The sequence below is a fragment of the Vibrio sp. D404a genome (assembly GCF_030248535.1).
Lineage (GTDB): Bacteria > Pseudomonadota > Gammaproteobacteria > Enterobacterales > Vibrionaceae > Vibrio.
Genome location: NZ_JAHGAJ010000036.1, coordinates 48,114 through 72,389, shown reverse-complemented (window position 1 = coordinate 72,389; position 24,276 = coordinate 48,114). Strand labels below are relative to the sequence as shown.

The window sequence follows — 24,276 nt, the reverse complement described above, 5'->3', positions numbered from 1 at the left end:
GATGTTCCAAACGCAGAGGGATAAGACGTCATTCATGATGAAAAAAACAAGAAACTTCATTCGCTTATGGATTGTTTTCATCAGTCTCATACTCGGCTACCTCACGGTTTCTTTTGTACACGCAGCACCAACACAAACATTAGATTCCAGCGCATCCTCTAAACCGCAAGTCGATGTGGGTGTGTTAGCCATACGCGGCCATTTATATGCGGAGCAGCGTTGGCAACCGACGATTGACTGGCTCAATCAACAGATCCCTGAAGTCCGGTTTGTTCTCCATCCGTTAGATCTCGATGGCATGACCGAAGCGGTTGAAAACCAAAGCATGGACTTCATTCTCACTAACCCCGGACAAGCGGTGCGCTTGGGACGTCAATACGCCTTGTCTTGGATAGCGACGTTGACCAGTCAAGCGCCAGAACACTCCAATTACGGCATTGGCTCTGCGCTGGTGGTGCGTTCTGATTCGCCTTATTCCACTCTCAATGATGTGTCCGGTTTGCCGATTGCCGCGGTATCAGAAAAGGCGTTTGGTGGTTACTTAACGCTGCGTTATCAAATTATTGAACGGGGGCTTGGTCCGAATGATTTTTTCTCGGATGTGCGTTACTTAGGTTTTCCGATAGACGCCAATCTTTACCAATTGCGTGACCACACTGTAGAAGCGGCAGTTGTACCTGCTTGTCTTGTTGAACAAATGGAAGGTGAAGGATTATTGGAAGAGGGACAATTGCGGGTGTTAAGTCCGCTTGAACTTCCTCAAACCGACTGTGCGGTGTCAACGCCGTTGTACCCAAACTGGTCATTTGCTAAAACCGAACGAGGGTCGTCGACACTGGCGAAGCAAATAAGCCGAGCCTTGCTTTCTATGCCGGAGGAACATGCTGCGGCGATTGCTGCCAAAGCCTCCGGTTGGACATCTCCGGTCAGTCTGCTGTCTATTGATAAACTCTATCAAGCAATGGATCTCCATCCACTGCAACAACCTTGGTGGAGAGAAGCACTTCGTTGGTTGCGCTTGCATCAGGAGTGGGCATGGGCTCTGTTCCTGTTTGTGATTGTACTCAATGGCTATCACTTCTGGTTGGAGTACCGATTTAGCAAAAGCAAAAAGGCGCTCGAGGCAACTTTGTCTCGTTTAAAGGAAAAGAGTGAAATGCTGGAACACTCACAACGAGTGGCTATTGTTGGTGAATTGGGTAGCAGTCTGGCACACGAGATCAACCAGCCTTTGGCCGCAATTAGAAACTATAGCGAAGGAGGTTTGTTGCGCTTAGCCAAGAAGCGTCCACATGAAGATATTGTTCCGGTATTAGAAAAAATCCAGACCCAAGTAGAGCGTGCCGATGCGATCGTTTGTCGCCTTCGAACCTTGATTAAAAAGCGCAGTGTCGACATGGCGATATGCGATATAGAACAACTGATTGCTGATACGATTGAGCTGTTAAACTTCCGCTTACACAAACACAGCATTGAAGTGGTGCGCAGCACCGAAGGACAACCCCAATTAACAGAAGCCGATGCCGTGGGTTTACAGCAAGTATTAGTGAACGTCATTAACAACTCGATCGATGCTTGTGTGATGTACGCTGAAAATCATCCCAGTGACCATCAAGGAAAAATTGCGCTTCACACGGATTATCAAGCACAAAGCCTGTCGATTCGGGTGGTTGATAATGGTACTGGGTTAGAGCATGACAACCCGACCGATGCGTTTGTCAGTACGAAACAAGAAGGGCTAGGGTTGGGATTGGCGATTTGCCGAGATGTGATGGAAATGCACGCCGGAGAATTCAGTATTCAATCGATTGAACCGCATGGTTGCTTGGTCGAATTGACTTTGCCTTATCAGGCAGAGGGCTTGGCATCAGTCAATAAACCAGCCTCAAATAATAACAATGAAAATCCGCAGGAGAAGTAAATGAGTGACAAGCAACTGCCCGTATTTGTGGTCGACGATGATGAGTCAGTGCGAGATTCTTTAGCGTTTATGCTTGAGGAGCACGACTTTTTAGTCACCACGTTTGCTGATGGTCAGGCATTTCTTGATGGCGTTGACACTCAACAAGCGGGATGCGTGATTCTCGATAGCCGAATGCCGAACTTGCGGGGTCAACAAGTCCATCAGATTCTCAATGAAGCCAAAAGTCCTCTAGCGGTCATCTACTTAACAGGGCATGGCGATGTACCAATGGCGGTCGATGCGCTGCAAGCCGGAGCGGTCGATTTTTTTCAAAAGCCAGTAAAAGGGGCAGATCTCGCACAAGCGATCCTTAAAGGGCAAGTTCAGTCGGCAGCGAACCTCGATATCGCGGGCGCGAAAGCTGCTTATGAATCGCTGACGCCAAGAGAGAAAGACATTCTGCGTTTGATTATCGCGGGCAAGCGCAATATCCGCATTGCGGACGAGCTTTGTATTGCGATGCGAACCGTGGAAGTGCATCGCGCAAGCCTGTTAAAAAGGTTCTCGGCTAAAACGGTGGCTGAGCTTGCGTATATTTATGGAAAATTAGCATCGTTGTAAGGTAATTAACTCATAGGAGGTGAAGATGTTATCTAAAAAAATACAGGACTGATCGTCGTTGATGTTCAAGGCAAGCTGGCGACCTTGATGCATGAAAGTGATGTTGTAATTGAAAATACCACTAAGTTGGTGAAAGGAGCGAAAGCGCTCAATTTACCTATCGTATGGTTAGAACAGAATCCAGAGCGTTTAGGTCCAACAGCTGAGCCGATTCGTGAAGTGCTGGCACAAGATCATCTAGCCATCGCTAAATACACTTTTGATGGGTGCAAAGAAGCCACGTTTAAATTGGCGGTAGAGAATACTAAGGTCGACACATGGCTAATCTGTGGGGTCGAAGCGCATATCTGCGTTTATCAAACGGCTTTATCTTTGCGAAAAATGGGTTACCGAGTAGAGCTTGTAACGGATTGCACAGCGTCAAGAACGGCGGCAAACAAAGCGCTTGCTATGGCTAAGCTCACTGCGAATGGTGTTGGATTGACGGGCGTTGAAATGTGTTTATACGAAATGGTCGAAGACTGTCGTGCGCCCGAGTTTAAAGAGATCTTAGGTCTGATTGAATAGCTAAGTATTTTATAGGCTTTATGCCTTCGAGCGTTAATAACCCATTGTTTTATTGCTTCGTCATCCACTTGTCTTATTGTCATGGTAATAATCGTTCTTTTTAATATCAGTAACGGTTTTTTATCAGGGAGTTTGGATTAGTTCGATGTTTGACAGGAGAGTATCACCAATAACGCTGCCACTGCTTAGGGCGTTTTATGAAGTAGGGCGATACAGGAGTTTTAAGAAAGCAGCAGACAATTTGGGTTTATCCCAGCCAACGATTATAAAGCAGGTCGGTGAATTGGAAGCGCTCTACAACGCTAAGTTATTCACTCGGGGGAGGGGGAATAACCGCTTAACAGACCTAGGGTTACAGTTAATGCCTTTGTGTCGCTCTGTCATTAATGGTGTGCGTGAAATCGATGAGTTTATGCAATCTCATGGTAAGTTGATTCACGGCACACTTACCATTTCTGCGGTGAGTCCTTACCACATCACTCAAGCACTCAAACACTTTGTCACCAAGTATCCAAAAATTAAAATCAAAGTTGTCTATGGCTCTAATGAGAAAGCCCTAAACCTTCTACAAACTGGAGAAGTCGATGTCGGGTTGTTTGTACATAAACAAGCTATTCCAGGTTTCCGTACATTCTTATGTCAGGAAGATAAGCTCATCGCAATTTTGCCTAAAGAGCATCCTTTGTCAGGGAAAGAGTCATTAGAGTATTCAGATTTCAATAATCAAATTTTGTTGTGTCGTGAACATGGCTCGATGACTCGAGCTATCTTTGAACAAGCTCTTGATGAGCACAGCATACAACTTGCTGGTAACCTCGAAATTGGCAGCCGTGAAGCGATACGTGAAGGGGTCGCTCAGGGGTTAGGTGTCAGTGTTGTCACCGAGCACGAGCATATTGAAGACGCTCGAATTATTGCAAAATCATTTAAGAACAGCCATTTAGGGATGAAGTATAGTTTTGCTGTTTCTAATGAACGTTTGGGAAGTCGCCTTGTTCAAGCCTTCTTAAAGTGTGCAGAGCCGACTCTACACAACCCTCTTCATTTCTGAACCATAGATGGCCTCAACGAAAAATACCATCGATAGAGGCCAGCATATATGAATGGAGTCACAATGTTTTATATGTGAGCCTCTACAGGGTTGCCAATATCAAAGTGCTCACTCTGATACATGTAGTCATGGTAGTGAATAAGAGTACGATCGTCTTCCAGAAGCACGACGCAGTATTGAGGCTCTTCAAAACATCCTTGAATCATATTATCTCTGTGAAGGTCTAAGCGTACTTGATGGTTCATCCCACGGAGTGTTGAAAATGCAATGCCGCGCCATTGTCCGGCGATAGGACGATGGTAATGACCAAAAAATAGGTGTTTAACATTGTTGTATTTATCGAAGAGCTCTCCCAGTCGTTCACCGTGTGACTTCTCTAGGCTGATTACATCCATCGCGGGGATACCGGTGTCAAAAGGAGCATGATGCATAAAAACATACACGGGAGTGTTATTCGCTTTCGCTAATTGTTTTTCAAGCCACGCAAAACGCGTTTCACAATAGTAGCCTGCGTGTGTGCCTTCAATGACGGTATCGAGAAGGATAAATAGCCCTTTTTTAGTGGTGATTACTTTTTGGGCAAAGCCATTTTCATCCAACTCAAAGTCGTGAAATAGCTCTGAAATCGTTGGTCTGTCGTCATGGTTTCCGATGACTAAATGATAGGGGATAGTTAATTTTTCTAGAATGGACTTGAGGTTTTGATAAGCCTCTGGGTGACCTGCATGAGCCAAATCTCCGGTGATCACCAGCATCTCAGCGTCGGTGTGCTCTTGGTTGATACTCTTAATGGCCTTTTCTAAAGCGGGAATAGGGGATCGTTGATAGATTTCTTGGCCAGTGTAACCCAGATGAGTGTCTGTTAAGTGAATGATTTTCATGATTAAGCCATTAATTCAGATATGTCGGATAGTTGGTGCACTATTGATGTTAATGCTGAGACGTTTTGTGCGACTGCAGTCGGTTTAGCCTGTTCTAAGTAACTCTGCGATTGCCACCCCCAAGTCACAGCAATAGATTGTGAACTGCTCTCGTGAGCGGCTTTGATATCACTAATGCAATCACCAATCATAATCGCGGCCGTTGAGTGGGTGCGTTTCAGTTCAAGGATTTTCTCACTCTTACTACCAGGTCTATCGCCCCCTAAAATATCTTCAAAATAGGAATCCAAACCATGCCTCACTAATTGGAGACGCACTGCTTCGCTATTACTGGCACTGACGATGAATAGGCGGTGTGATTGAGATAGTTGTTGGACTACTGCGTCAATGCCGTAGAAGAATTTCGTCTTAGTACTGTTATTGGACACAAACTCACCCACGTCCCTAGCAAATTGTGGCTCATCTAGCCCGAGTTCAGAGGCAAGGGTTTCAAATGTCACTGGATCTAAGTATCGGAACGGATTCGTTTCAATGAGTATGGGAGAGTGTTGCTTACCAACAGCATATTGGCACGCATTGCGGCACACTTCTAAGCTGTCGCAGATTACCCCATCAAAATCAAAAACAATCATATGTCTCTCTTAATTCAAAGGCCAGCCCCTAAATGCAATGAGGAACTGACCTATTGGTTTCTAGTTCAAAAGTTGATTTACTTTATTACTCATTTCTTCGAGTACAGCCTTAGGTTCATCACCCTGAGCTCGCGCACCAGATACGACTGTGTGGAGTTCGTCTGATATTACATCGGTAATCTTCAAACCATTAGCACCAGGGAAAGAAACCCACGTGTCCATCAAAGGCAGCGACGATACTGCGGTTTTATGATTTGGTCGCTCTTGATAAAAAGCGTCTAAAGATTGAGCTGCTATTTGGTTGGGCGGCATATAACCCGTAAAATGTGGGATCTGTTGATTTCCCTCTGGACCAGTGATGTATTTGATGTATTTCCACGCTGCTTCCTGTTGTTTCTTATCTTTAGAAAGCATAACAACCGCATTACCACCCACTGGCAAAGTGCCACCATCACGTACTTCTGGGAATTGGACTGTCTTCAGTTCAAACTTATCGCCAATAGAGCGTTCGAACATGGCTAGGTTGGATGTTGACGTGACATAAATACCGATGTTGCCTGCGCCAAATGAACGTTCTGCACTTCTGCGCTGGTAGTCCGGCATGTCGGCTTTAGTATGCATTTGAGCCAATTGGTTGATCGCCCACTGTCCCTCTTCTCCGTCGAATGCTACTTTCCCGTCACGTAAAATATCGCCGCCTTGTGACATAACAAGAGATAGCCATAACCAATTTCCTGTGATGTTCCAGTCGTAATACATGCCTTTAGGGTTACCTTCGAGCTCATTGATTTTTGCAGCGACAGAGTAAATATCTGCCCATGAACTTGGCAGTGTAGGTTCGCCAGTTGCTTGTTTTACTAAGTCTGCATTGAAGTAGACGATGGGCATCGATACAGCAAAGGGTAACCCATATGTTTGCCCATCAAATTTGCTTGGAGACATCATGGAGTCGTCATAACCGTTTTGTGTTCTATCTTCTTCAGTAATGAACTGATCAAGAGGTACCGCAATGTTACGTTCGTATAGAGGCAAGACGCGGTTTAATCCTTGAAAGCTAACATCTGGCAACTGATTCGTAATTGCCTCACGCATGACTTTTTGTGTTGCATCTTCGTAGTTCTCGTAGTTGGATCGGAACTTAACTTTGATATCTGGGTGAGCCTGTTCGAAGTCTTGCGCCAATTGTTTGTGTAGCCCATCAAATAGCTCGCCATATGGGTATTGCACAACAATGGTCGTATCTGCAACCGCTGATGTTGATAAGGTCATAGCGGCAAATGCGATAAACTTACGTGTCATTTTATTCTCCGATACTTCAATGTTTAGCCCTGTTTCCTTCGGACTATTGGTCTAAGTTGATTTGAGCATGTCCGGTGTTTAAACCATCTTGGGTATGCTCAAAGGTGTTTCTTGCAATAACAGATGTGTTACTTCATTCCTGACATCGTAATGCCTTCAATAAAACGTTTTTGCGCACATAAATAGGCGATGATTAACGGAGCAACGATGATTGTTGCCGCTGCCATTAGTGGCCCGTAATTGTCACCAGCTTCATCACTCTTAAAGGCGACAACCCCCAATGGTGGCGTGTAAACATCCTGGCTGTTAGCTATGATGAGAGGCCAGAAGTAGTCGTTCCAGTGAGCGACGATTGAAAAAATTCCAAAGGCGATTAATGCTGGTATCGCGGTCGGTACCATTATTCGCCAGATGATCCCGAATTCACTAAAACCGTCTAAACGAGCAGCAGAAATAAGGTCATCCGGTACCGAATTAAAAAACTGACGCATCAAGAATATGCCGAATACTGAGATAGAGAATGGTGCGATCAGGCCTTCATAGCTGTTTAACCATCCGAATTTGTACATCAATAGGTACCATGGGATAGATACCGCTTGCGGTGGAATCATCAAGCAAGCAAGAATTGCGATAAACACCACTTGCTTACCTTTAAACTGCAACTTTGATAGTGCGTATGATGCTGGCACAGCGACAGCTATCTGACTCAAGAAAATGGCGACAGTGACTATCACACCATTCAACATGAATTTGAGCAGTGGGGTTTCAGACAGTGCTGTGCTGTAATTTTCATACCCAGCGAACCTTTCTGGAAGCCAACGTATTTCGTTTAAGAAGATCTCGTTTTCTGGTTTGATGGAAGTGAGAACCATCCAAATAAAGGGCATTAGGAAAGCCAACGCAAAAATAACGAGTGTGATGTGGCGAAAGAGACCAAACAAATCGAGTCGTTTCATTAGTAGTGAACCTTCTTTTCCATAAAACGCATTTTTACAACGGTAATCATCAGTACAATGAACAGAAAAATAACGGTGATCGCGGCTGCGTAACTTGTGCGGAAGAATTGGAACCCTTCGACATACATAAGGTGCAGTAATACTTCAGAGTTTTTACTTGGTCCGCCTTGGGTGAGCACCTCAACAGTATCAAACACTTGAAATGCTTTGATTGCAGAGATCACCAGCACGAAGAGCGTGACTGGCCCTAACATTGGCCATGTAATGAGTTTGAAGCGTGACAAACCATTAGGGACGCCATCCATCTCAGCGGCTTCGTATAGATGTTTAGGGATCGCCATAAGGCCAGACATGAATAGAACCATGTTGTAACCAAGTTGGTGCCAGATACCTATGGCCGCGAGTACGTAGATCACGGTGTCTTTGTCGTTGAGCCAGTTTTTCCCATCGACACCGAGTTGATTCAGTATCATGTTGAGTAGGCCGAAGTCGGGTTGCAGGATGTATTCCCAAACAATCGACATTGCGATCAACGTTCCCATTACTGGTAGGAAAAATGCAGTCCGATAGACACTTTTTCCACTAGGTCTTGCTTCGATTAGGATGGCGATAGCAAGGCCACCGATGACCGAAAATGGCAAAACGATACCGACATAAAGTAGGGTGTTTTTAAGTGCTTTCCAAAATGTGTCGTCATTGATTAGTTGGATATAGTTATCAATGCCCACCCAAGAGAAGCTGGCCATGCCAAGTTGCCAATCGGTAAATGACAAGGTAATGACGGCAATAATGGGGCCGATTAAGAACAGCATCATAAGTACCACTGCAGGCAGTGTGAGTAGCCAAGCACTTCGTTGCTCGCGCCTTTGCCCTAGGGTAAGTTTGTCTGCTTTTTGAGATGGAAGTGGCATTGCCATTTCTTGGGACATTTTATGCTGCCTCCATCATGATATCGATCTGTTGAATACGACTGCCATCTCGATTGAAGTACATGAGGTTTTCGATATTCATTTCGAGATAAATGGTATCGCCTTGTGTTAAGTAGGCAGCTTCTTTGGTTGAAACTTTGATGGCGATTTTGCCTTTTGACCAGTTGGCTTCAGCAAAAATGATCTTCTCGCCACCCATGTTTTCAATATGGGTAATAGATGCTTGCATCTTGCCGTTAGGAACAATTTTCATGTCTTCGGATCGTACGGCAATGGTAATGGGAGCATCACATTTGGTGGCGTTGAGTTTGACGTTATCCAATGCTTGGCCATCAAAGATTATTGAGCCATGGTCATCAACCAAAGCTGGAATCGTGTTGATCTTTGGACTACCAATAAACTCAGCAACTTTAAGATGATTTGGGTTGTTATACATATTGGTAGGCGTGTCGACTTGTATCAGTTCGCCTTCTACAAGAAGTGCAATGCGATCAGACATGGTCATCGCTTCCACTTGGTCGTGTGTGACGTACACAAAGGTTGTGCCAATATCTCTGTGAATTTGTGTTAACTCTCCGCGCATGTGGACACGCAGCTTTGCATCCAGATTGGAAAGAGGTTCGTCCATCAGAAACGCAGAAGGCTTTCTTACCATCGCTCGGCCTAACGCTACGCGTTGGCACTGTCCTCCGGACAGTTCACCGGGTTTACGGTCTAGTAAGTGTTCGATATGCAGTTGCCCCGCCACGTCCTGAACGCGACGATCGATCGATTTGGCTGATGCTCTGCTTTCGCTGTTTACTTTGTCTACAAAGGGGAACCTTTGCCAAAGTGGCATACGCATTCTCAAAGGCACTTGCATGTTCTCGCGCACGGTTAAATGCGGGTAGAGCGCATAAGATTGGAAAACCATAGCAAGGTCGCGATCTTTTGGACGTTTATCCGAAATATCCGTACCACCAATGCGGATGTGACCCTCTGATTGTTCTTCGAGGCCTGAGATTATTCGTAACAGCGTCGATTTCCCGCTGCCTGAAGCCCCGACCAATGTTAAAAACTCACCATCCTTTATATCAAGATTGATTCCTTTTAGGATTTCCGTTTGACCAAATGATTTTTTAATATTTGAAAGATGTATATCTGCCATGGTGTCCAATCTTCGTTTTGTCAGTTTTAAGGGCGTTCGCCAGCAGCGATGCGGCGGTTTATATCGTTGATAACAGCTGGTAGGTCTGCGATCGTATCGATGACGTAATGCGCGTTAGCGTCTCGCAGTTTTTTGCTCGCCAGTTCGCGAGCATTGGCTTTCTGTTCGTCGGTTGCTTCTAAGAATTCATTGAGCGTGAATCCTGCTTCGTTACCAGAGAGGGAAAGTCCGACGGTCCACATTCCAGCATTCAGTCCTTCATCTATGCCTGGTACTGAGTCATCGACTTTGATGCATCGAGCAACGCTATTCACACCGAGTTCAATGACGTTTTGGAGTGCCATCCAAGGGCCTGGTCGGCTGCCAGCTCGAAGATCATCGCTAGCTACGACACAATCGGGGCTATAACCATTTGCTGCTGCGGCCGGGATAAGTGCTTCCATCACTGGGCGAGGGTAGCCAGAACACGATCCGACTTTAATGTTGTGCTGGGCAAGAAACGCTAATGTTTCAGTAGCTCCGGGGATCAAGCTTGAATGCTCAGGTTGCTGAACTTTCTTTATTTGCAATGGCATGAAAGCGTTGTAAATGGCGGTGACTTGCTCGTCTGTCATAGGTGCACCGAAATGTTGAATCCAACGTGCCGAGATTGCTTCATCGTTGCCCAACGTACGAATGTGATCCCATTTCCCCATTCCCATTGGGCCACGAGCTTCGCCTAGAGTTATTTCGAAATTGAAGGCTTCTTTAAATGCTTCAACAAAAATTGTGGTGGGAGCAAAAGAACCAAAATCAACCGTGGTTCCTGCCCAGTCAAATATAACTGCTTCTACTGTTTTCATTTCATAAATCCAATTTAATTAAAATTCGCAATAAGTTGATTAATATTTCCTGAGAAATTTCTCCCCCTTTGGCCTTGTGATGCTTGCTCTACTAAGCTATTCCATTGTTCTTTTGAATATCCGTAACTGATTGGATCTGTTTTAATATTGAGCTCGTTAAGAAATCGCTCCATTTTTTTGGCAGCTTGCCCAATGCTTGAGTCAAAAATAGTTTCTAAATAGTTGATGAGCTCTTGGTCGTCGGTGTCAATAGAGCGAATGATTGCGGGTAGCGTAAAGCTGCATGCAATGCCATGTGCTGTGCCTTTTTCTAGTGTGACCGCGTAGGACATGTTGTGGGCAATAGAGGTTTTTGTATTCGAGAAAGCGAGGCCTGCCATCAAAGCTGCTTCTTGCATTTTGGTTCTAAGTGTTAAGTTTGTGGGTTGTTTTACCAGTTTCGGCAATATAGTGATGATCGCTTTTGATGCTGTGACAGCAAAAACCGCACTGATCGGATTCCGGTTTTTATTCCATAAGCTTTCAAGTGCGTGAGAGAGAGCATCAAGCCCAGTGCTTACGGTAATTGAGACCGGTAGCTTTGCCGTAAATGGCGCATGTACAATGGCTGCTGTTGGGTATAGTCTCGGGTCGGATAGAGAGTATTTCTTGTCGTTTTCTGGGTCCCAAACGGTGCCCCAATGTGTTACCTCACTGCCTGTTCCTGCAGTGGTTGGTATCGCAATGATTTCTTGGTAAGTCAACGAGTCCGCATCTACTTTGCCTGTTAAGTAGTCAACTACACGATTGAAATCACCACTGCTCGCGGCCAATACCTTTGTGGTGTCCATTACTGAACCGCCACCAAGCGCGACAAAAACTTCGGTATTCTCTTTTTGCTGACCTAATTGGTCACAAAGCAGACTTAAATTATCAAAGTGAGGGTTTTCAACTACACCATCAATAATGTGGTTGGGCTGGTGACCAATCGCTTGAATGACTTCTTCTGTATATGTTTTAAATACGTCGTTGTCATAGGTGACTATTGAATAATTGCGCCCATTTATTCTTGAATGTAATTCGCTTAATGCATTATCACCACTGATAATTTCAACTGGATTTTGAAAGTGCCACATGATTTTTTTCTACTTCATCGCTGTATTTGATGACAATGGATATTGAAGTAGAAATATTAAAATTACGTGTAGTTAAATTAGATATAATCTAACTTAACTTAATTACATTTGAATTTTCTGTCATATAAATGAAGTGGTAGTGAAATGAATTTTAAATTTTTGAAGGTGTTTAGAAATGTGAAAAATCCCCAAGCCGGAACTTTGGGATTGATCTACATTGGCGTGTGTTTATGTCTTCTATCGCTTGCTGAGCGGGTTTAAACGTCACCTTGTTAGCGTATTGATTGTCCGTTAACTGGAATTCCTTGTGCACACTTGGGCTCCAAGAGTCATCACCGCCAACGCCCATGTGTTTATGGTCTAGGCGTACGTAAATCAACTAAATCGTTAGTGTTTTTCGCTGCTGCTAAATGTTGCTGAGCGTACTGATTTACATTGAACTGGAAGTCACCCGAGATTTCTAACTCATTCACCTTCAACCATTGTGTGCCACAACTTAGGCCACTGTCGGTTGGGAATATGTACGGCGTGAGCATTTGATCAAGCGTTTGTGTGTGCTGGCCTTCCGCATGCGATCTATTCAGACTCTGTCGAGGATTCAAAGCAGTGTGAGACCCACGTAATCTGGTTTCGTAAAGAGTGGATTGAGTCTTTAATCCATCTTTGCCCTGAACTCACATCGTTAACAGATCTTCTTAAAGACGCACATCGAGGTGTGCAATTTACAAAGAAAACCACCGAGCAAGTCGTTGCTTTGCTAGCCAACATTCTTGACTGTTCACCAACGCAGCAGCTGTCCAACTTACTGGCTATCTTCGGATTATTACTGGGAGATGATGGGGCCGTTCGGCTGATAAATGTCAGTACCTTGAAGGTGGACACTAAGGCTAACAAAACCCACAAGAATCTTGAAAAAATTGACGAATATCTCCTATCACACTTCAATCAGAATATCGCGCCAAGTGACCTTGCTGAGTATTTATTTTTGAGTGAAAGCAGCGTGCGTCGGATCTTTGCAAAACACTTCAACGAAAGTTTTAGCCAGCGGCTTAGAAAGATTCGCCTGAACGTCGCTTGCGATATGTTGATGAATACAGACCTACCGATTGGCATCATCATCGAAAAAGTTGGCTATGATAATCAAGCTAACTTCAATCGACAGTTCAAAGCTTATAAAAGAACCACACCTACTCAATACCGCCTAGCGATGAAGAGTGTTCGTTAACGACAAGCTTGAATGCTGTTTAGGTTAAATAGTTCTCAAATCTGGGGTTAAGTTACAATCATTTATAGCAAATTATCGAGCTTGAGGTTTTTATAGATACTCGAAGAGAGGAGACGAAAATGCTATCGAAAAACACCACAGGACTGATCGTCGTTGATGTTCAAGGCAAGTTGGCGACCTTGATGCATGAAAGTGATGCTGTAATTGAAAATACCACTAAGTTGGTGAAAGGAGCGAAAGCGCTTAATTTACCTATCCTATGGTTAGAACAGAATCCAGAGCGTTTAGGTCCAACAGCTGAGCCGATTCGTGAAGTGCTGGCGAAAGATCATCTAGCTATCGCTAAATACACTTTTGATGGATGCAAAGAAGCCACGTTTAAATTGGCGGTGGAGAATACCAAAGTCGACACATGGCTAATCTGTGGGATCGAAGCGCATATCTGCGTTTATCAAACGGCTTTATCTTTGCGAAAAATGGGTTACCGAGTGGAGCTTGTCACGGATTGTACAGCTTCAAGAACGGCAGCAAACAAAGCGCTAGCTATGGCTAAACTCACAGCGAATGGTGTTGGATTGACGGGCGTTGAAATGTGTTTATACGAAATGGTCGAAGATTGCCGTGCCCCAGAGTTTAAAGCGATCTTAGCGTTGATTAAGTAGTACGTTGATATTCAATAAGCACAACCTTCAAACGAGGAGCGCGTTTGCTCAGGAATAAGAGACACGATATTCTTGTTAGTTAACCAGTAGTTACTTATAAATCAATCGTTATGTCATTGCTCAATTATCGTGTTAATCAGCTCCACTTTGGTCATCCGCAAGAATCTTTACAGCTTGAGTCTATTTCTTTAGGAGAGCTCGAAGAGGGTAAGGTTAGAGTTGAAATTGAAGCGACGAACATTAACCCTAGTGATTTACTCTCGATTCATGGTGTAGGGCAATATAGCAAGAACCATATCCCTCCGAGAGTTCCTGGTTTTGAAGCGGTTGGACAAGTCATCCAATCTCGTAGCCCTGAGTTTTCTCTCGGGGAGCGTGTGGTGGTCGCAACGAGTGGTACTTGGCAACATTATATTGATACCTCTCCAGACAACCTCTTTCGTGTCCCTCAATCTTTAGATTGTGGTTATGCAAGTCAGTTATATATTAACGCGCTAACCTCGTGGGTGTTAACGAGTGAGATTGCAAAGCTCACTATTGGAGATTGTCTCATCATCAACGCCGGAAGCTCCGCAATCGGTAAAATCTTTTCTCAATTGTCTTGCTCTTTAGGTTTCTCGCTCATTGTGGTGACAACGCGCCCTAGCGACTATCCATTTGACTCTCCATATATCATTGATGCAAAACAGGACTTAGCGTCCCAGATCCACAAGTTAGGTGCACCAGTACCCAACGTTGCATTTGATGCGATTGGCGGGAAAGCTGGAGAGGCATTGCTCCTAACGTTGGAAAAGGGAGGGACGTTTGTCAATTATGGAACTCTTTCTTTAGAAATTTATCCCCCTTCATTTTTTAGAAATGCCAAGAGGTTGGACGTTGAGTTCAGTACATTTTTTCTTCGCTACTGGGAAAAGCATGTAGGGAATACCGTGCGACGTGAAGCGTTTGAAAAGATGTTAGAGCACTTTTTACGCCATGGGGTGAGGCTAGATGTCGAATGCTGCCTGTCGTTGAAAGAGGTGCACAAAGCAATTGAGCTTATTGAATCCGATCAGCCTTTATCAGGTAAAGTCATTCTCACGGTGTAATAGTAACCACTTTGGAGGTGGTGATTGGTAATCTTAAAGGCTCCTGTCACATCTTGTATTGTGTTAGTATGCTGACTCTTCCTATATTGCAGAGGTTTCTATGACTCTCAACCCTCTATTGAAACAGCCCCGTATCCACTGACTCGTTAAGTTTTTGACTATAAAAATTTAAATTCAAACGAGTTAGAGGTAAGTATGCAAAAGAAACATTGGTCAAAATTCCAATATTTACATGAAGTGGTTTCCAACCCCAATATCTTTGTGAAAGGCGAGCACAGTTATTACAGTGATTGCTGGGATAACGGATTCGAAGAGTCTGTTGTTCGATATTTGCATGGGGATGAGGTGAGTCGTCAATGGGAGCCTCGATGGGAAATTGATCAGTTATACATCGGCGACTATGTGTGCATCGGTGCTGAAGTGGTTATCTTAATGGGCGGCAACCATACCCACCGAGCGGATTGGTTCTGTTTATATCCCTTTATGGAGCACATTGAAAAAGCCTATATCGGTAAAGGTGATACCCACATCGGAGATGGTTCTTGGCTTGGTATGAGATCGATGATCATGCCTGGTGTATCTATCGGCGAGGGTGCGATTGTGGCTGCAAACAGCGTGGTCACTAAAAATGTCCCTCCATACAGCGTTGTGGCTGGCTCACCAGCAAAAGTGATTAAGTATCGTTTTGAGCCGGAGGTCATCTCAGAGCTTATAGAACTGAAGGTGTATGATTGGCCAACAGAAAAATTTGAAGCTCTGAAGCGGCACTTGTGTTCATCGGATCTAAGCGAACTAAAAGCTGCGATTTCGGACTACGATTTAAATCAAGACTAACAGCAAAGAAAAGCGCCAAGGTTATGCCTTGGCGCTTTTTATTTTTCATTCAGTAGTTTACTGAGCGGGTTTAAACATCACTTTGTAAGCGTATTGATTGTCTGTTAACTGAAATTCCTTGTGCACACTTGGGCTCCAAGAGTCATCACCACCAACGCCCATGTGTTTATGGTCTAAGCGCACGTAAATCTTCTCTTCTGCGACCAAATCATTGGTGTGTTTCGCTGCTGCTAAGTGCTGCTGGGCGTACTGACTCACACTGAACTGGAAGTCACCCGAGATTTCTAACTCATTCACCTTCAACCATTGCGTACCACAACGCAGACCGCTATCGGTTGGGAAAATGTACGGCGTGTGCATTTGCTCAAGCGTTTGTGTGTGCTGGCCGAAGCGCGCCGCTGCCAAACGGTCTGGGTAGTTTTCAAATGGGCCTAAGCCTTGCCATGTGATCGGCGCGTTTTGCTCATTCAATGGCAGTTCGAACTCCAAACCGATGCGTGGCATTGGTGGTAAATCATCAGCCAGCTTCACGTCGACAGCCAATGTCATCTCACCGTTATTGCTCAGTGTGTGCGTCCAAGTCGTGATCGCCTGAACTTCCCCATTAAAGTGGTAAGCGAACGTTGAGGTCACTTTCACTGCGTGCGCCAGAGTTTCACTGTGGCAAGCGACACATTGGCGTTCCCACTGGCCGATACCCGCCATGTCCCAACGGCACATCCAAGCGTTTGGATCGACATTGTCGATTTCGCTCACGCCGATGTCGTTATCCAGTGGTGCACGGAAGAAGTTATCTTGTGGTGCCGCAAGCATTTGTGCTTCGCCATCAACACGCCAATCAGTGATCAAGCCCGTTTGGCTATCCCAAATCCACTGGTACTTTTCGTCTTGGCTAGATATTAAGATCGCATCGCCTTGCTGCGTTAGCATTGGCGCTGGTTGCGTTTCCAATGTTGGCAGAACAAGGCCAGCGGTATTGCGTAGCAGCATTTGCTCAGAAGCGACGACGTGCTCCGCGTCTGCCCAAAGCGTTGCAGCAATCAGAGTAATGTCGGTATTTAAATGGTATTGCGCTTCCGCTTTTGGCGTGAAGTTAAAGGCAATCTCAATGCTTGCTTGGCTGTCGGCTTCTACGTTAAGCGCCAATGACCCCGTTTGGATGACTTTGCCATCTTCCAACAAAGACCAGTTCAACTGCTCATTATCGGTCGCACGGAACAAGTTCTCGTTAGTCACTAACAGCGTGCAAGCGTCTTTGGTTTGCTCTTGCAGTGACACAGTGATCATGCGTTGGCAGTATTTTGCTTCTTCCAACGTTGGATGAACTGTGCGATCTGGGAAGATCAAACCATTGATGCAGAACTGACGGTCATTGATTTCATCACCAAAGTCGCCGCCGTAAGCCCAGAAGTGTTGGCCGTTTTCATCCCATTGGCTCAAGCCTTGATCCACCCAATCCCAAATAAAGCCGCCTTGTAGGCGAGGGTAATCGCGAAACGCATCCCAGTAATCATTAAAGCTACCCAAACTGTTCCCCATCGCGTGTGCGTATTCACACAAAATCAAAGGGCGAGTTTCGTTTGGTAACGATACCCATTTCTTGATTGCCCATTTAGGCACGGCTTCGTCTTCAATGACCGTATTCACACGCGCGTACATTGGCGCAATGATGTCGGTTGCTGTGGTGTTTGAACCGCCGCCTTCGTACTGCACAGGGCGAGACGGGTCGTAGTTTTTAGACCAAGCGTACATGGCATTGTGGTTGCTGCCGTGACCGGATTCGTTACCTAAAGACCAGATGATGATCGAAGGGTGGTTCTTATCGCGCATCACCATTTGGGTGTAGCGGCTCATGTAAGCGTGTGCCCATTGTGGATCGCTCGATAGGCGGCTCATTGGTTGCATGCCATGGGTTTCGATGTTCGCCTCATCGCACACGTACAAGCCGTATTGGTCACACAGTTCGTACCAACGAGGGTGGTTCGGGTAGTGCGCCGTACGTACCGCGTTGAAGTTGTATTGCTTCATTAAGCGGATGTCGCGGATCATGTCTTCTTCGGTCATCACATGACCGAGTTCTGGGTGATGTTCGTGACGGTTCACGCCGCGGATCAACAAAGGCTTTCCGTTTAGCTTCAATTGGCCATCGTTGATTTCGACTTTACGGAAGCCCACAGGGTACGCTTCGCTTTCTAAGTGCGTGCCGTTTTCATCCAATAGTGAAACGACTAAGCGGTAAAGGTTCGGTGTTTCCGCCGTCCATTTCTTTGGCTCGCGTAATTGCAACGTTTGGAATACCACGTCATCCCATGTGCCACGTTCGTCGATGCGACGGTTGTGCGGACGGTCGATGCGTGGATCTGTCACGGCTTGTTCGCCATCAAAGAGCTGCACTTGAACTTGGTAGGTGTCAGGCGCAGAAATCGAAGTGGCAATCGACAGTGAACCATCGCGGTAACACGCGTCTAAATCTGGCGTGATGAACACGTCTTCAATACAGTGTTGTGGTTTAGACAGCAAAGTCACGTCGCGGAAGATACCACTTAGCCACCACATGTCTTGGTCTTCTAGGTAGCTGCCATCACTCCAGCGAATCACCATGACGGATAAGCTGTTGTCACCTGCGACAAGGTACGGCGTTAGGTCAAATTCAGAAGGCAGGCGACTATCTTGGCTGTAGCCAACCCAAGTGCCGTTACACCAAAGGTGGAAAGCCGAGTTCACTCCATCAAAGATAATGCGTTGGGTATTGATCAAGTCCGCCTCAGAAAGTGACACGGTAGTGCGGTAGCAACCTGTTGGGTTATCACTTGGTACAAACGGCGGGTTTACCTCAAATGGGTATTTCACATTGGCGTAGATAGGCTTGTCGTAACCTTGCATTTGCCAGTTTGATGGGACAGTAATCTCATCCCAGTCTTTGTCATTGAATTGTGACTCGATGAACTCGCCGTCAACTTGCTCTGGCGCATCAAACAGTTTGAATTTCCATTGTCCGTTCAGCGACTGACGCTGGGCTTGAATACCGTCGCGGGCATGGTCAATATCGCGGAAACTGGAAAGAGGGCTGTGAGCCTTAAGACAGTGAATGTTCACTGATTGTGGGTTTTCCCAATCACGTCTTTGAATAATATCTGAGAATGCTGTCATGATGTTCCTACTTAAATTTCTTTGTTACTAATCTGGTTTCGCAATCATTTCGCAGTGAAATACAGGTGAATAGCGTTGCGAATGAGTCGGAGAGCGACGAATAGCTACTTCGCTAGCTGCTCTACGAGATAATCTTTGGCTTGGGTATAGCCTTGTTGTGATGCTTGGTTGGCTAGCGCAGCGGCTTGCTGTACATCGTTGTTTTCGAGTGCTTTATCGATTTGAGATTGAAACACTTCCCACTCATCCAGCGCTTCTGGAGAGGCGGATTGTGTCATTTGAGAATTCTGTTTCTGCTTAGTTTGTGTGCCTAGTTCTGTCAGTAGTGTGAGAACGGAATTGTTGTTTGACGCGCTGGTGGTCACCTCGACGACACCAAATGCTTGGTAATCCGCGACTAGAGGAAGCTGTTTACTGCCGATGATGTTCTGAGACTCTGCATACACCTGTTCAGGGTGTTGTCGTGCGAGTTTTTGTCCAAGCAATGATGAGTCGGAAGCGAGAACTATATATTGCGCCCCGTTTAGTTGCGGGTTGATCGTGATGACTTTCTCGATGCGCTCTAAACCGCGCATGCCGGTTGGGTGATACTCGAAATCCTGTGCCGAGTAACGAGCAACAAGCTGCCAGTTTTGGTCATAAACTAAGACGCTCGCAGCAAACAAGGCTTGGTTATCGACATAAGAGCGTACAAGCAGTGCAAATGGGGCATCTGACGTTATTTCATAGCCGACAACGGGAAGCGCTTGGTGTGAAGTTGAGCTTGATGAAAGTAGTACCGTGTCACTCAAGATAGGCAGTTCAGCATCCACAACAACTTGCTGGTGGAATGGTGTAGACAGCGTTGTGAGTGGCAGCGCTTCTAGGGTTGAGCAGCACGTTTGTTTATCCAAATCGGTATTAAAAGCCTGCTCAGGCAATCCACTGCATGCGCTCAAAGACAATGCCATTACAAGAGTGGCTAGCGGTTTTAGTTTCATCTGCTTGTGTCCTATGAGGGGTGAGCGCTTTGCTCACCCCGTTGGGTCTAAAAATAGTAACCGGGTAGGATTACCACCACGTTTCGACGTTAAAGCCGAAAGTGATCTCGTCTATGTTTTGCGTAGCTATGCTTTGTGCTTGTCCGTAGACATCACCTCCGCGTCCCCACTCATCGGTTTTCTCTGAGTAAGTCGCGAATAAACGAAGTGATGGACGAGCCCAAACACCTTTGCCTGCTTGGAACATTTGCGACACTGTCACTTTGTACATGTCGTTGGTGCCAGCACCGTTCTGAGCTTCTACCGATTCATAACCCACCTCTAGCGCGGTTGCCATGTAATCCGTCCAGCTGTATTGAGGGCGAGCACCAACACTGAACCACTTCTCACCTTCTTCGTTGTCGAGGTTTTTATCTTGGTAGGCGATGGAGTACATCACTTGGAAATCTTCACTCACGTTTAGATCACCTGAGTTGAAAATACGCCAGCTGTAACCATCGTGTTCAACGCCCGTACTGTACTTACGCTTTGAACCACCTTCTGCACTCATCAAACCGCCCGCCAACGCATCGGTACCGTATTGGAAAGCAAAGGTATTTGAACCATATTCCCAAGCTTGGCGATACAGTGTAGAGAGCATGGCGCCAGAAGTGGTGATGTTACTTTCGTCATAACTCGAGTTTTGTGTGAAGACATAGTTCAGACCAACGGTCAAATCAGCGGTGTCACTGAGCGTGATATCACTAAGACGCGCATCAAGGTTGTGTAGGCTGCGGTCATCGACACTAGAGTTTGGTGCCATCCAAGCGATGTGGCCCTTCGCAAAACCAAAGTCCCAATCCTCTAGACCAATACCTGTGCTAGAGGTATCCCAGTATTTAATGTCGATCATGTGGACCTCGTGACGACGGTAGAAGCGTTCACCTGCCCATACCTTAGCGTCGGCTTGTCCATCAATCAGGCCGTGACCTGCAGACCACATCTGGATCAAGCTAACGTCGCCCCAACTCTCGCCACTGCCTAGGTAAAGCGTGGTATCAAAGTACGCATCACCTTGTTGCCAAACGTCGGCTTTGAGGCCTGCTTCCCACCAGTTCATCTCGTTACCTAAACGGTAGTTACCGTAGCCTTCACTGGCTCGAATCACATCATTGCGCTCGCCTTTGCCTGAGTTGTGTTCGTCGTTATCGGTGTAAATGTTGCCCCATTTGGCATAACCGAAGTAAGTGATGTTCTCCACTGCGGCCATACCAGCAAGCGGTGCAAGGGCGAGGGTAAGCCCAAGCGCTCTTACAAGCGTCTTTTGTTTCATGAAGTGTCTCCATTCTATTTTTTATGGATTATTTTTTTATTGAGTCCTAACTCGCTGCGCAGTGTAAATAAACTCTGGAAGCGTTTTCATGATGAGGTTGGCATTTTTTATAGAGGAGGGGTTTTATGGCTATTTAATGTGATAAAAATCTCGTTTTATCTGAATTTTTGGTATTTACGACGTGTTTTTGATGAGGTTTTTGTGGAATCGTTTTCTTTGTGTGGTGGAAAGATATCCTAGATTTTCAAGAATGTTTCTTTATTAAGTCTTTGTAATAATGAATTTTTTTAATGGGGAAGGTAGCCCAATTGAAGTCAATTGGGCATGTGAGACAAGAAGATTAATATGCCAGGCTTTCGCGAGGCTCGCTGCCTAGTGTGCATGGCATACCGTCAATCTGGGATATAAAGTTAGGACCCAACAGAGACACTTCGTGCGTTCTCGAAGTCCCAAGAATACGGTGACGATTTGATGACTGCAAGAGGTCGGTGAGCTAAATGGGTGTTTAGTCGCCTTAATGATTGAGTTATGTTTTTAAGAGTTTGAAATTGATGGTATTTTAATTGATTTTAAACACGATCTGATGTGGTGTATATCAACCATCTCGATGTTTATCTCTGCTCATTTGACCAGTGAATCACTACGTAATATAAGCAAGCACTTTACTGAACGACACAATCTATTCTTTATAAAAAATATAATGGAAACGTTTCCATCATTAGGGGTTCGTCACAGATTCTTTCTAAGATTTCATTATGATGCGACGTAATTTCCAGTTTCAAGGTAAGACAAGATGACGGATAAAACACTGGTTGAGCTAACAGGTAAGCAAACGCAGCTGATCTTAGAGCTTGGTGATTATGCCGAGATCCTGCATTGGGGTAAGAAGGTAAGCGGCGATTACAAAGAGTATCGCAGGGCTTTGTATCGCCCAGTGCCGTACGGGCGTTTAGACAATGATGTATCGATGACTTTGAACCCAGAGCTTGGTCGTGGTCTATTTAGTAGTCCTGGCGTTGAAGGACATCGCAATGGTCAAGATTGGGCTCCGGTATTTGTTATCCGTCATGTTGAAGAAGACCAGAATGGCATCGTGGTTGAGAGTGAAGATGCCGTTGCTGGTTTGCAGTTAAAAACGGAACTGTTGTTAGACGCCAATGACGTGGTCAAAACGCGTCATACGCTAACGAATACCAAAGAGGGTGTGTATCAGATCAACCGCCTTGCGAACACCTTACCTTTGCCTGCGCGAGCGAATGAGCTAATGACTTACTACGGTCGTTGGGTCCATGAATTCCAAACGGTTCGTCAGCCATTGCTACAAGGTGGGTATCAACAAGAGAATCGCCGTGGTCGCACTTCGCATGAGCATTATCCCGCTTTGGTTGCTGGCACCGCACACTTTGATGAGATGAGTGGTGACGTATGGGGTTTTCACTTTGCGTGGAGCGGTAACCACAGGCTGCGTGTTGATGTTAAGGCTGATGGTCGTAGATACATGCAAGCAGAGGTGATCTATCTGCCGGGTGAAGTCGCGTTGGAAAAGGGTGAAAGCTTGACCACACCTTGGTTGTACGCGAGCCATAGCAACTCAGGTTTGAATACCATGAGTCACCATTTTCACTCTCATGTACGCGAGACTATTTTACCAAGAGATTTCAACGTCAAGCCTCGCCCTATTCACCTTAATACGTGGGAAGGTATCTACTTCGACCACGATCCAGAATATATCATGTCGATGGCTACTCAGTCGGCAGAGATGGGGGTTGAACGCTTTATCATCGATGATGGCTGGTTCAAAGGACGCAACGGAGACAAAGCTGGGCTAGGGGATTGGTTCCTATGTGAAAGCAAATACCCAAATGGTTTACATCCGATTGTAGAACACGTAAACAATCTAGGAATGGAATTTGGCTTGTGGTTCGAGCCAGAGATGATCAATAAAGATTCAGATCTGTATCGCACTCATCCCGATTGGCTGCTGGCTGTCGATGGCTACGAGCAACCAACGGGTCGCAACCAATACGTCATCAACCTACAAAATGATGATGCGTTTAACTTCTTGCTTGAGCGACTGGACCATTTCCTTTCGACCTACAATATTGCTTACATCAAATGGGACATGAACCGCGAAGTCGTTCAGCCTGCGCATTTAGGTCAGGCTGCAGCGCACAATCAAACCCAGCGCTACTATCAGTTAGTCGATAAAGTTCGCGAAAAGCACCCGAAAGTAGAGATTGAGTCTTGTGCGGCGGGCGGTGGTCGAATCGATTTTGAGGTGCTGAAACGTACTCATCGATTCTGGGCTTCAGATAATAATGACGCGCTTGAACGTCAATCTATTCAACGTGGTATGAGCTACTTCTTCCCACCCGAAGTGATGGGCAGTCATATTGGTGCGAGCCATTGCCACAGTACTCGTCGTCGCCATAACATCGAGTTCCGTGGGCTTACCGCACTGTTCGGTCATATGGGTATTGAACTTGACCCTGTGAAAGAAGAGCAAGTGGAGAAAGAGGGATTTGAGCGCTACATCAAGCTACACAAAATGTTGCGTCCATTACTGCACAGCGGCAGCACTTGGCGTATCCCAACTGACGATAAAGCGCACCAAATTCATGCGGTTGTCTCTAACGATCAGTCGGAAGCTGTCGTGATGATTGCACAGCTTGCGATGCCAACCAATTCATTGAGTGGCCATTTGCGTGTACCTGGGTTGGATCCACAAGCGATATACCGAGTCACGGTATTGGATAAACCATCTAATTATGACGATATCGTGAACTATCAGCCACCCTGGACTCAATCGGGCTGCGAATTATCAGGTGATTGGTGCGCTGAGGTTGGTCTCACGATGCCAATTTTGGATGCCGAGAGTGCTATGTTAATCAAACTTCAGCGTATCGACATAGCATAGAACCACAGCTTTTCATCTCAACGAAAATAGGTCCCTAAACAAGGGAATAAAATGCCGCACAAGTTTGAAATTTGTGTGGCTTTTTGCGTTTCATTGTAATATCTTATTGATAATTGTTATTATTATCAATTGACTTAAGTTGTTAATTTAAAAGGAGAAAATTAT

General features: G+C 45.6%; 20 protein-coding genes and 1 pseudogene. 9 read left to right on the top strand and 12 right to left on the bottom strand.

Features of this window, described 5'->3' with window-relative positions:
• Positions 1-34: 34 nt before the first annotated feature.
• The 4 genes from KI655_RS19580 (at position 35) to KI655_RS19565 (ending at position 4,142) form a co-directional block, all read left to right on the top strand.
• On the top strand, positions 35-1,921 hold the full coding sequence (locus KI655_RS19580; RefSeq protein WP_373417300.1) for a PhnD/SsuA/transferrin family substrate-binding protein: 1,887 nt from the start codon (positions 35-37) through the stop codon (positions 1,919-1,921).
• Positions 1,922-2,524, top strand: a complete 603-nt coding sequence (locus KI655_RS19575; RefSeq protein ID WP_285408061.1) for a response regulator transcription factor — start codon at positions 1,922-1,924, stop codon at positions 2,522-2,524.
• Positions 2,525-2,572: 48 nt separating this feature from the next.
• Positions 2,573-3,091, top strand: a complete 519-nt coding sequence (locus KI655_RS19570; RefSeq protein WP_285408109.1) for a hydrolase — start codon at positions 2,573-2,575, stop codon at positions 3,089-3,091.
• A gap of 145 nt (positions 3,092-3,236) precedes the next feature.
• Positions 3,237-4,142, top strand: a complete 906-nt coding sequence (locus tag KI655_RS19565; RefSeq protein ID WP_285408059.1) for a LysR substrate-binding domain-containing protein — start codon at positions 3,237-3,239, stop codon at positions 4,140-4,142.
• Positions 4,143-4,210: 68 nt separating this feature from the next.
• Here the strand turns inward: KI655_RS19565 and KI655_RS19560 are convergent, their stop codons facing one another.
• The 9 genes and pseudogenes from KI655_RS19560 to lacZ form a co-directional block, all read right to left on the bottom strand.
• A complete protein-coding gene (locus tag KI655_RS19560; RefSeq protein WP_285408057.1) occupies positions 4,211-5,023 on the bottom strand; it encodes a phosphodiesterase in 813 nt (270 codons plus the stop codon).
• A 2-nt stretch (positions 5,024-5,025) separates the two neighbouring features.
• Positions 5,026-5,655, bottom strand: coding sequence for an HAD family hydrolase (locus KI655_RS19555; protein WP_285408056.1), 630 nt, complete (start codon positions 5,653-5,655; stop codon positions 5,026-5,028).
• Between the two features lie 60 nt (positions 5,656-5,715).
• Positions 5,716-6,954, bottom strand: coding sequence for an ABC transporter substrate-binding protein (locus KI655_RS19550; protein WP_285408054.1), 1,239 nt, complete (start codon positions 6,952-6,954; stop codon positions 5,716-5,718).
• Positions 6,955-7,082: 128 nt separating this feature from the next.
• On the bottom strand, positions 7,083-7,910 hold the full coding sequence (locus tag KI655_RS19545; protein WP_285408052.1) for a carbohydrate ABC transporter permease: 828 nt from the start codon (positions 7,908-7,910) through the stop codon (positions 7,083-7,085).
• On the bottom strand, positions 7,910-8,839 hold the full coding sequence (locus KI655_RS19540) for a carbohydrate ABC transporter permease (RefSeq protein ID WP_285408051.1): 930 nt from the start codon (positions 8,837-8,839) through the stop codon (positions 7,910-7,912). Before KI655_RS19540 ends, KI655_RS19545 begins: the two co-directional genes overlap by 1 nt.
• A 1-nt stretch (position 8,840) precedes the next feature.
• Positions 8,841-9,986, bottom strand: a complete 1,146-nt coding sequence (locus KI655_RS19535; RefSeq protein WP_285408050.1) for an ABC transporter ATP-binding protein — start codon at positions 9,984-9,986, stop codon at positions 8,841-8,843.
• Between the two features lie 26 nt (positions 9,987-10,012).
• Entirely contained in the window at positions 10,013-10,828 is an 816-nt protein-coding gene (gene phnX / locus KI655_RS19530) for a phosphonoacetaldehyde hydrolase (protein WP_285408048.1), read from the bottom strand.
• Between the two features lie 14 nt (positions 10,829-10,842).
• Complete coding sequence (locus KI655_RS19525) at positions 10,843-11,943, bottom strand: phosphonoacetaldehyde reductase (RefSeq protein ID WP_285408047.1); 1,101 nt, start codon at positions 11,941-11,943, stop codon at positions 10,843-10,845.
• Positions 11,944-12,190: 247 nt separating this feature from the next.
• Positions 12,191-12,506 (bottom strand): annotated as a pseudogene (gene lacZ / locus KI655_RS19520) (beta-galactosidase); the annotation flags it as partial.
• 152 nt (positions 12,507-12,658) lie between these two features.
• Between lacZ and KI655_RS19515 the strand changes: the two are divergent.
• From KI655_RS19515 to KI655_RS19500, 4 genes are all read left to right on the top strand, one after another.
• On the top strand, positions 12,659-13,168 hold the full coding sequence (locus KI655_RS19515) for an AraC family transcriptional regulator (protein ID WP_285408046.1): 510 nt from the start codon (positions 12,659-12,661) through the stop codon (positions 13,166-13,168).
• Between the two features lie 119 nt (positions 13,169-13,287).
• Positions 13,288-13,830: a hydrolase gene (locus tag KI655_RS19510; protein ID WP_285408044.1), complete on the top strand. Its 543-nt coding sequence runs from the start codon at positions 13,288-13,290 to the stop codon at positions 13,828-13,830.
• Between the two features lie 110 nt (positions 13,831-13,940).
• Complete coding sequence (locus KI655_RS19505; RefSeq protein ID WP_285408042.1) at positions 13,941-14,918, top strand: zinc-dependent alcohol dehydrogenase family protein; 978 nt, start codon at positions 13,941-13,943, stop codon at positions 14,916-14,918.
• Positions 14,919-15,113: 195 nt separating this feature from the next.
• On the top strand, positions 15,114-15,752 hold the full coding sequence (locus KI655_RS19500; protein ID WP_285408040.1) for a CatB-related O-acetyltransferase: 639 nt from the start codon (positions 15,114-15,116) through the stop codon (positions 15,750-15,752).
• 57 nt (positions 15,753-15,809) lie between these two features.
• Here KI655_RS19500 and KI655_RS19495 read toward each other — a convergent pair whose 3' ends face one another.
• The 3 genes from KI655_RS19495 to KI655_RS19485 form a co-directional block, all read right to left on the bottom strand.
• Positions 15,810-18,902, bottom strand: a complete 3,093-nt coding sequence (locus KI655_RS19495) for a beta-galactosidase (protein ID WP_285408039.1) — start codon at positions 18,900-18,902, stop codon at positions 15,810-15,812.
• A gap of 104 nt (positions 18,903-19,006) precedes the next feature.
• On the bottom strand, positions 19,007-19,882 hold the full coding sequence (locus KI655_RS19490; RefSeq protein WP_285408038.1) for a MalM family protein: 876 nt from the start codon (positions 19,880-19,882) through the stop codon (positions 19,007-19,009).
• A 70-nt stretch (positions 19,883-19,952) separates the two neighbouring features.
• Positions 19,953-21,194, bottom strand: a complete 1,242-nt coding sequence (locus tag KI655_RS19485; protein ID WP_285408037.1) for a carbohydrate porin — start codon at positions 21,192-21,194, stop codon at positions 19,953-19,955.
• 793 nt (positions 21,195-21,987) lie between these two features.
• On the opposite strand from KI655_RS19485, the gene KI655_RS19480 reads away from it, so the two are divergent.
• A complete protein-coding gene (locus KI655_RS19480; protein ID WP_285408036.1) occupies positions 21,988-24,111 on the top strand; it encodes an alpha-galactosidase in 2,124 nt (707 codons plus the stop codon).
• Positions 24,112-24,276 lie beyond the last annotated feature (165 nt).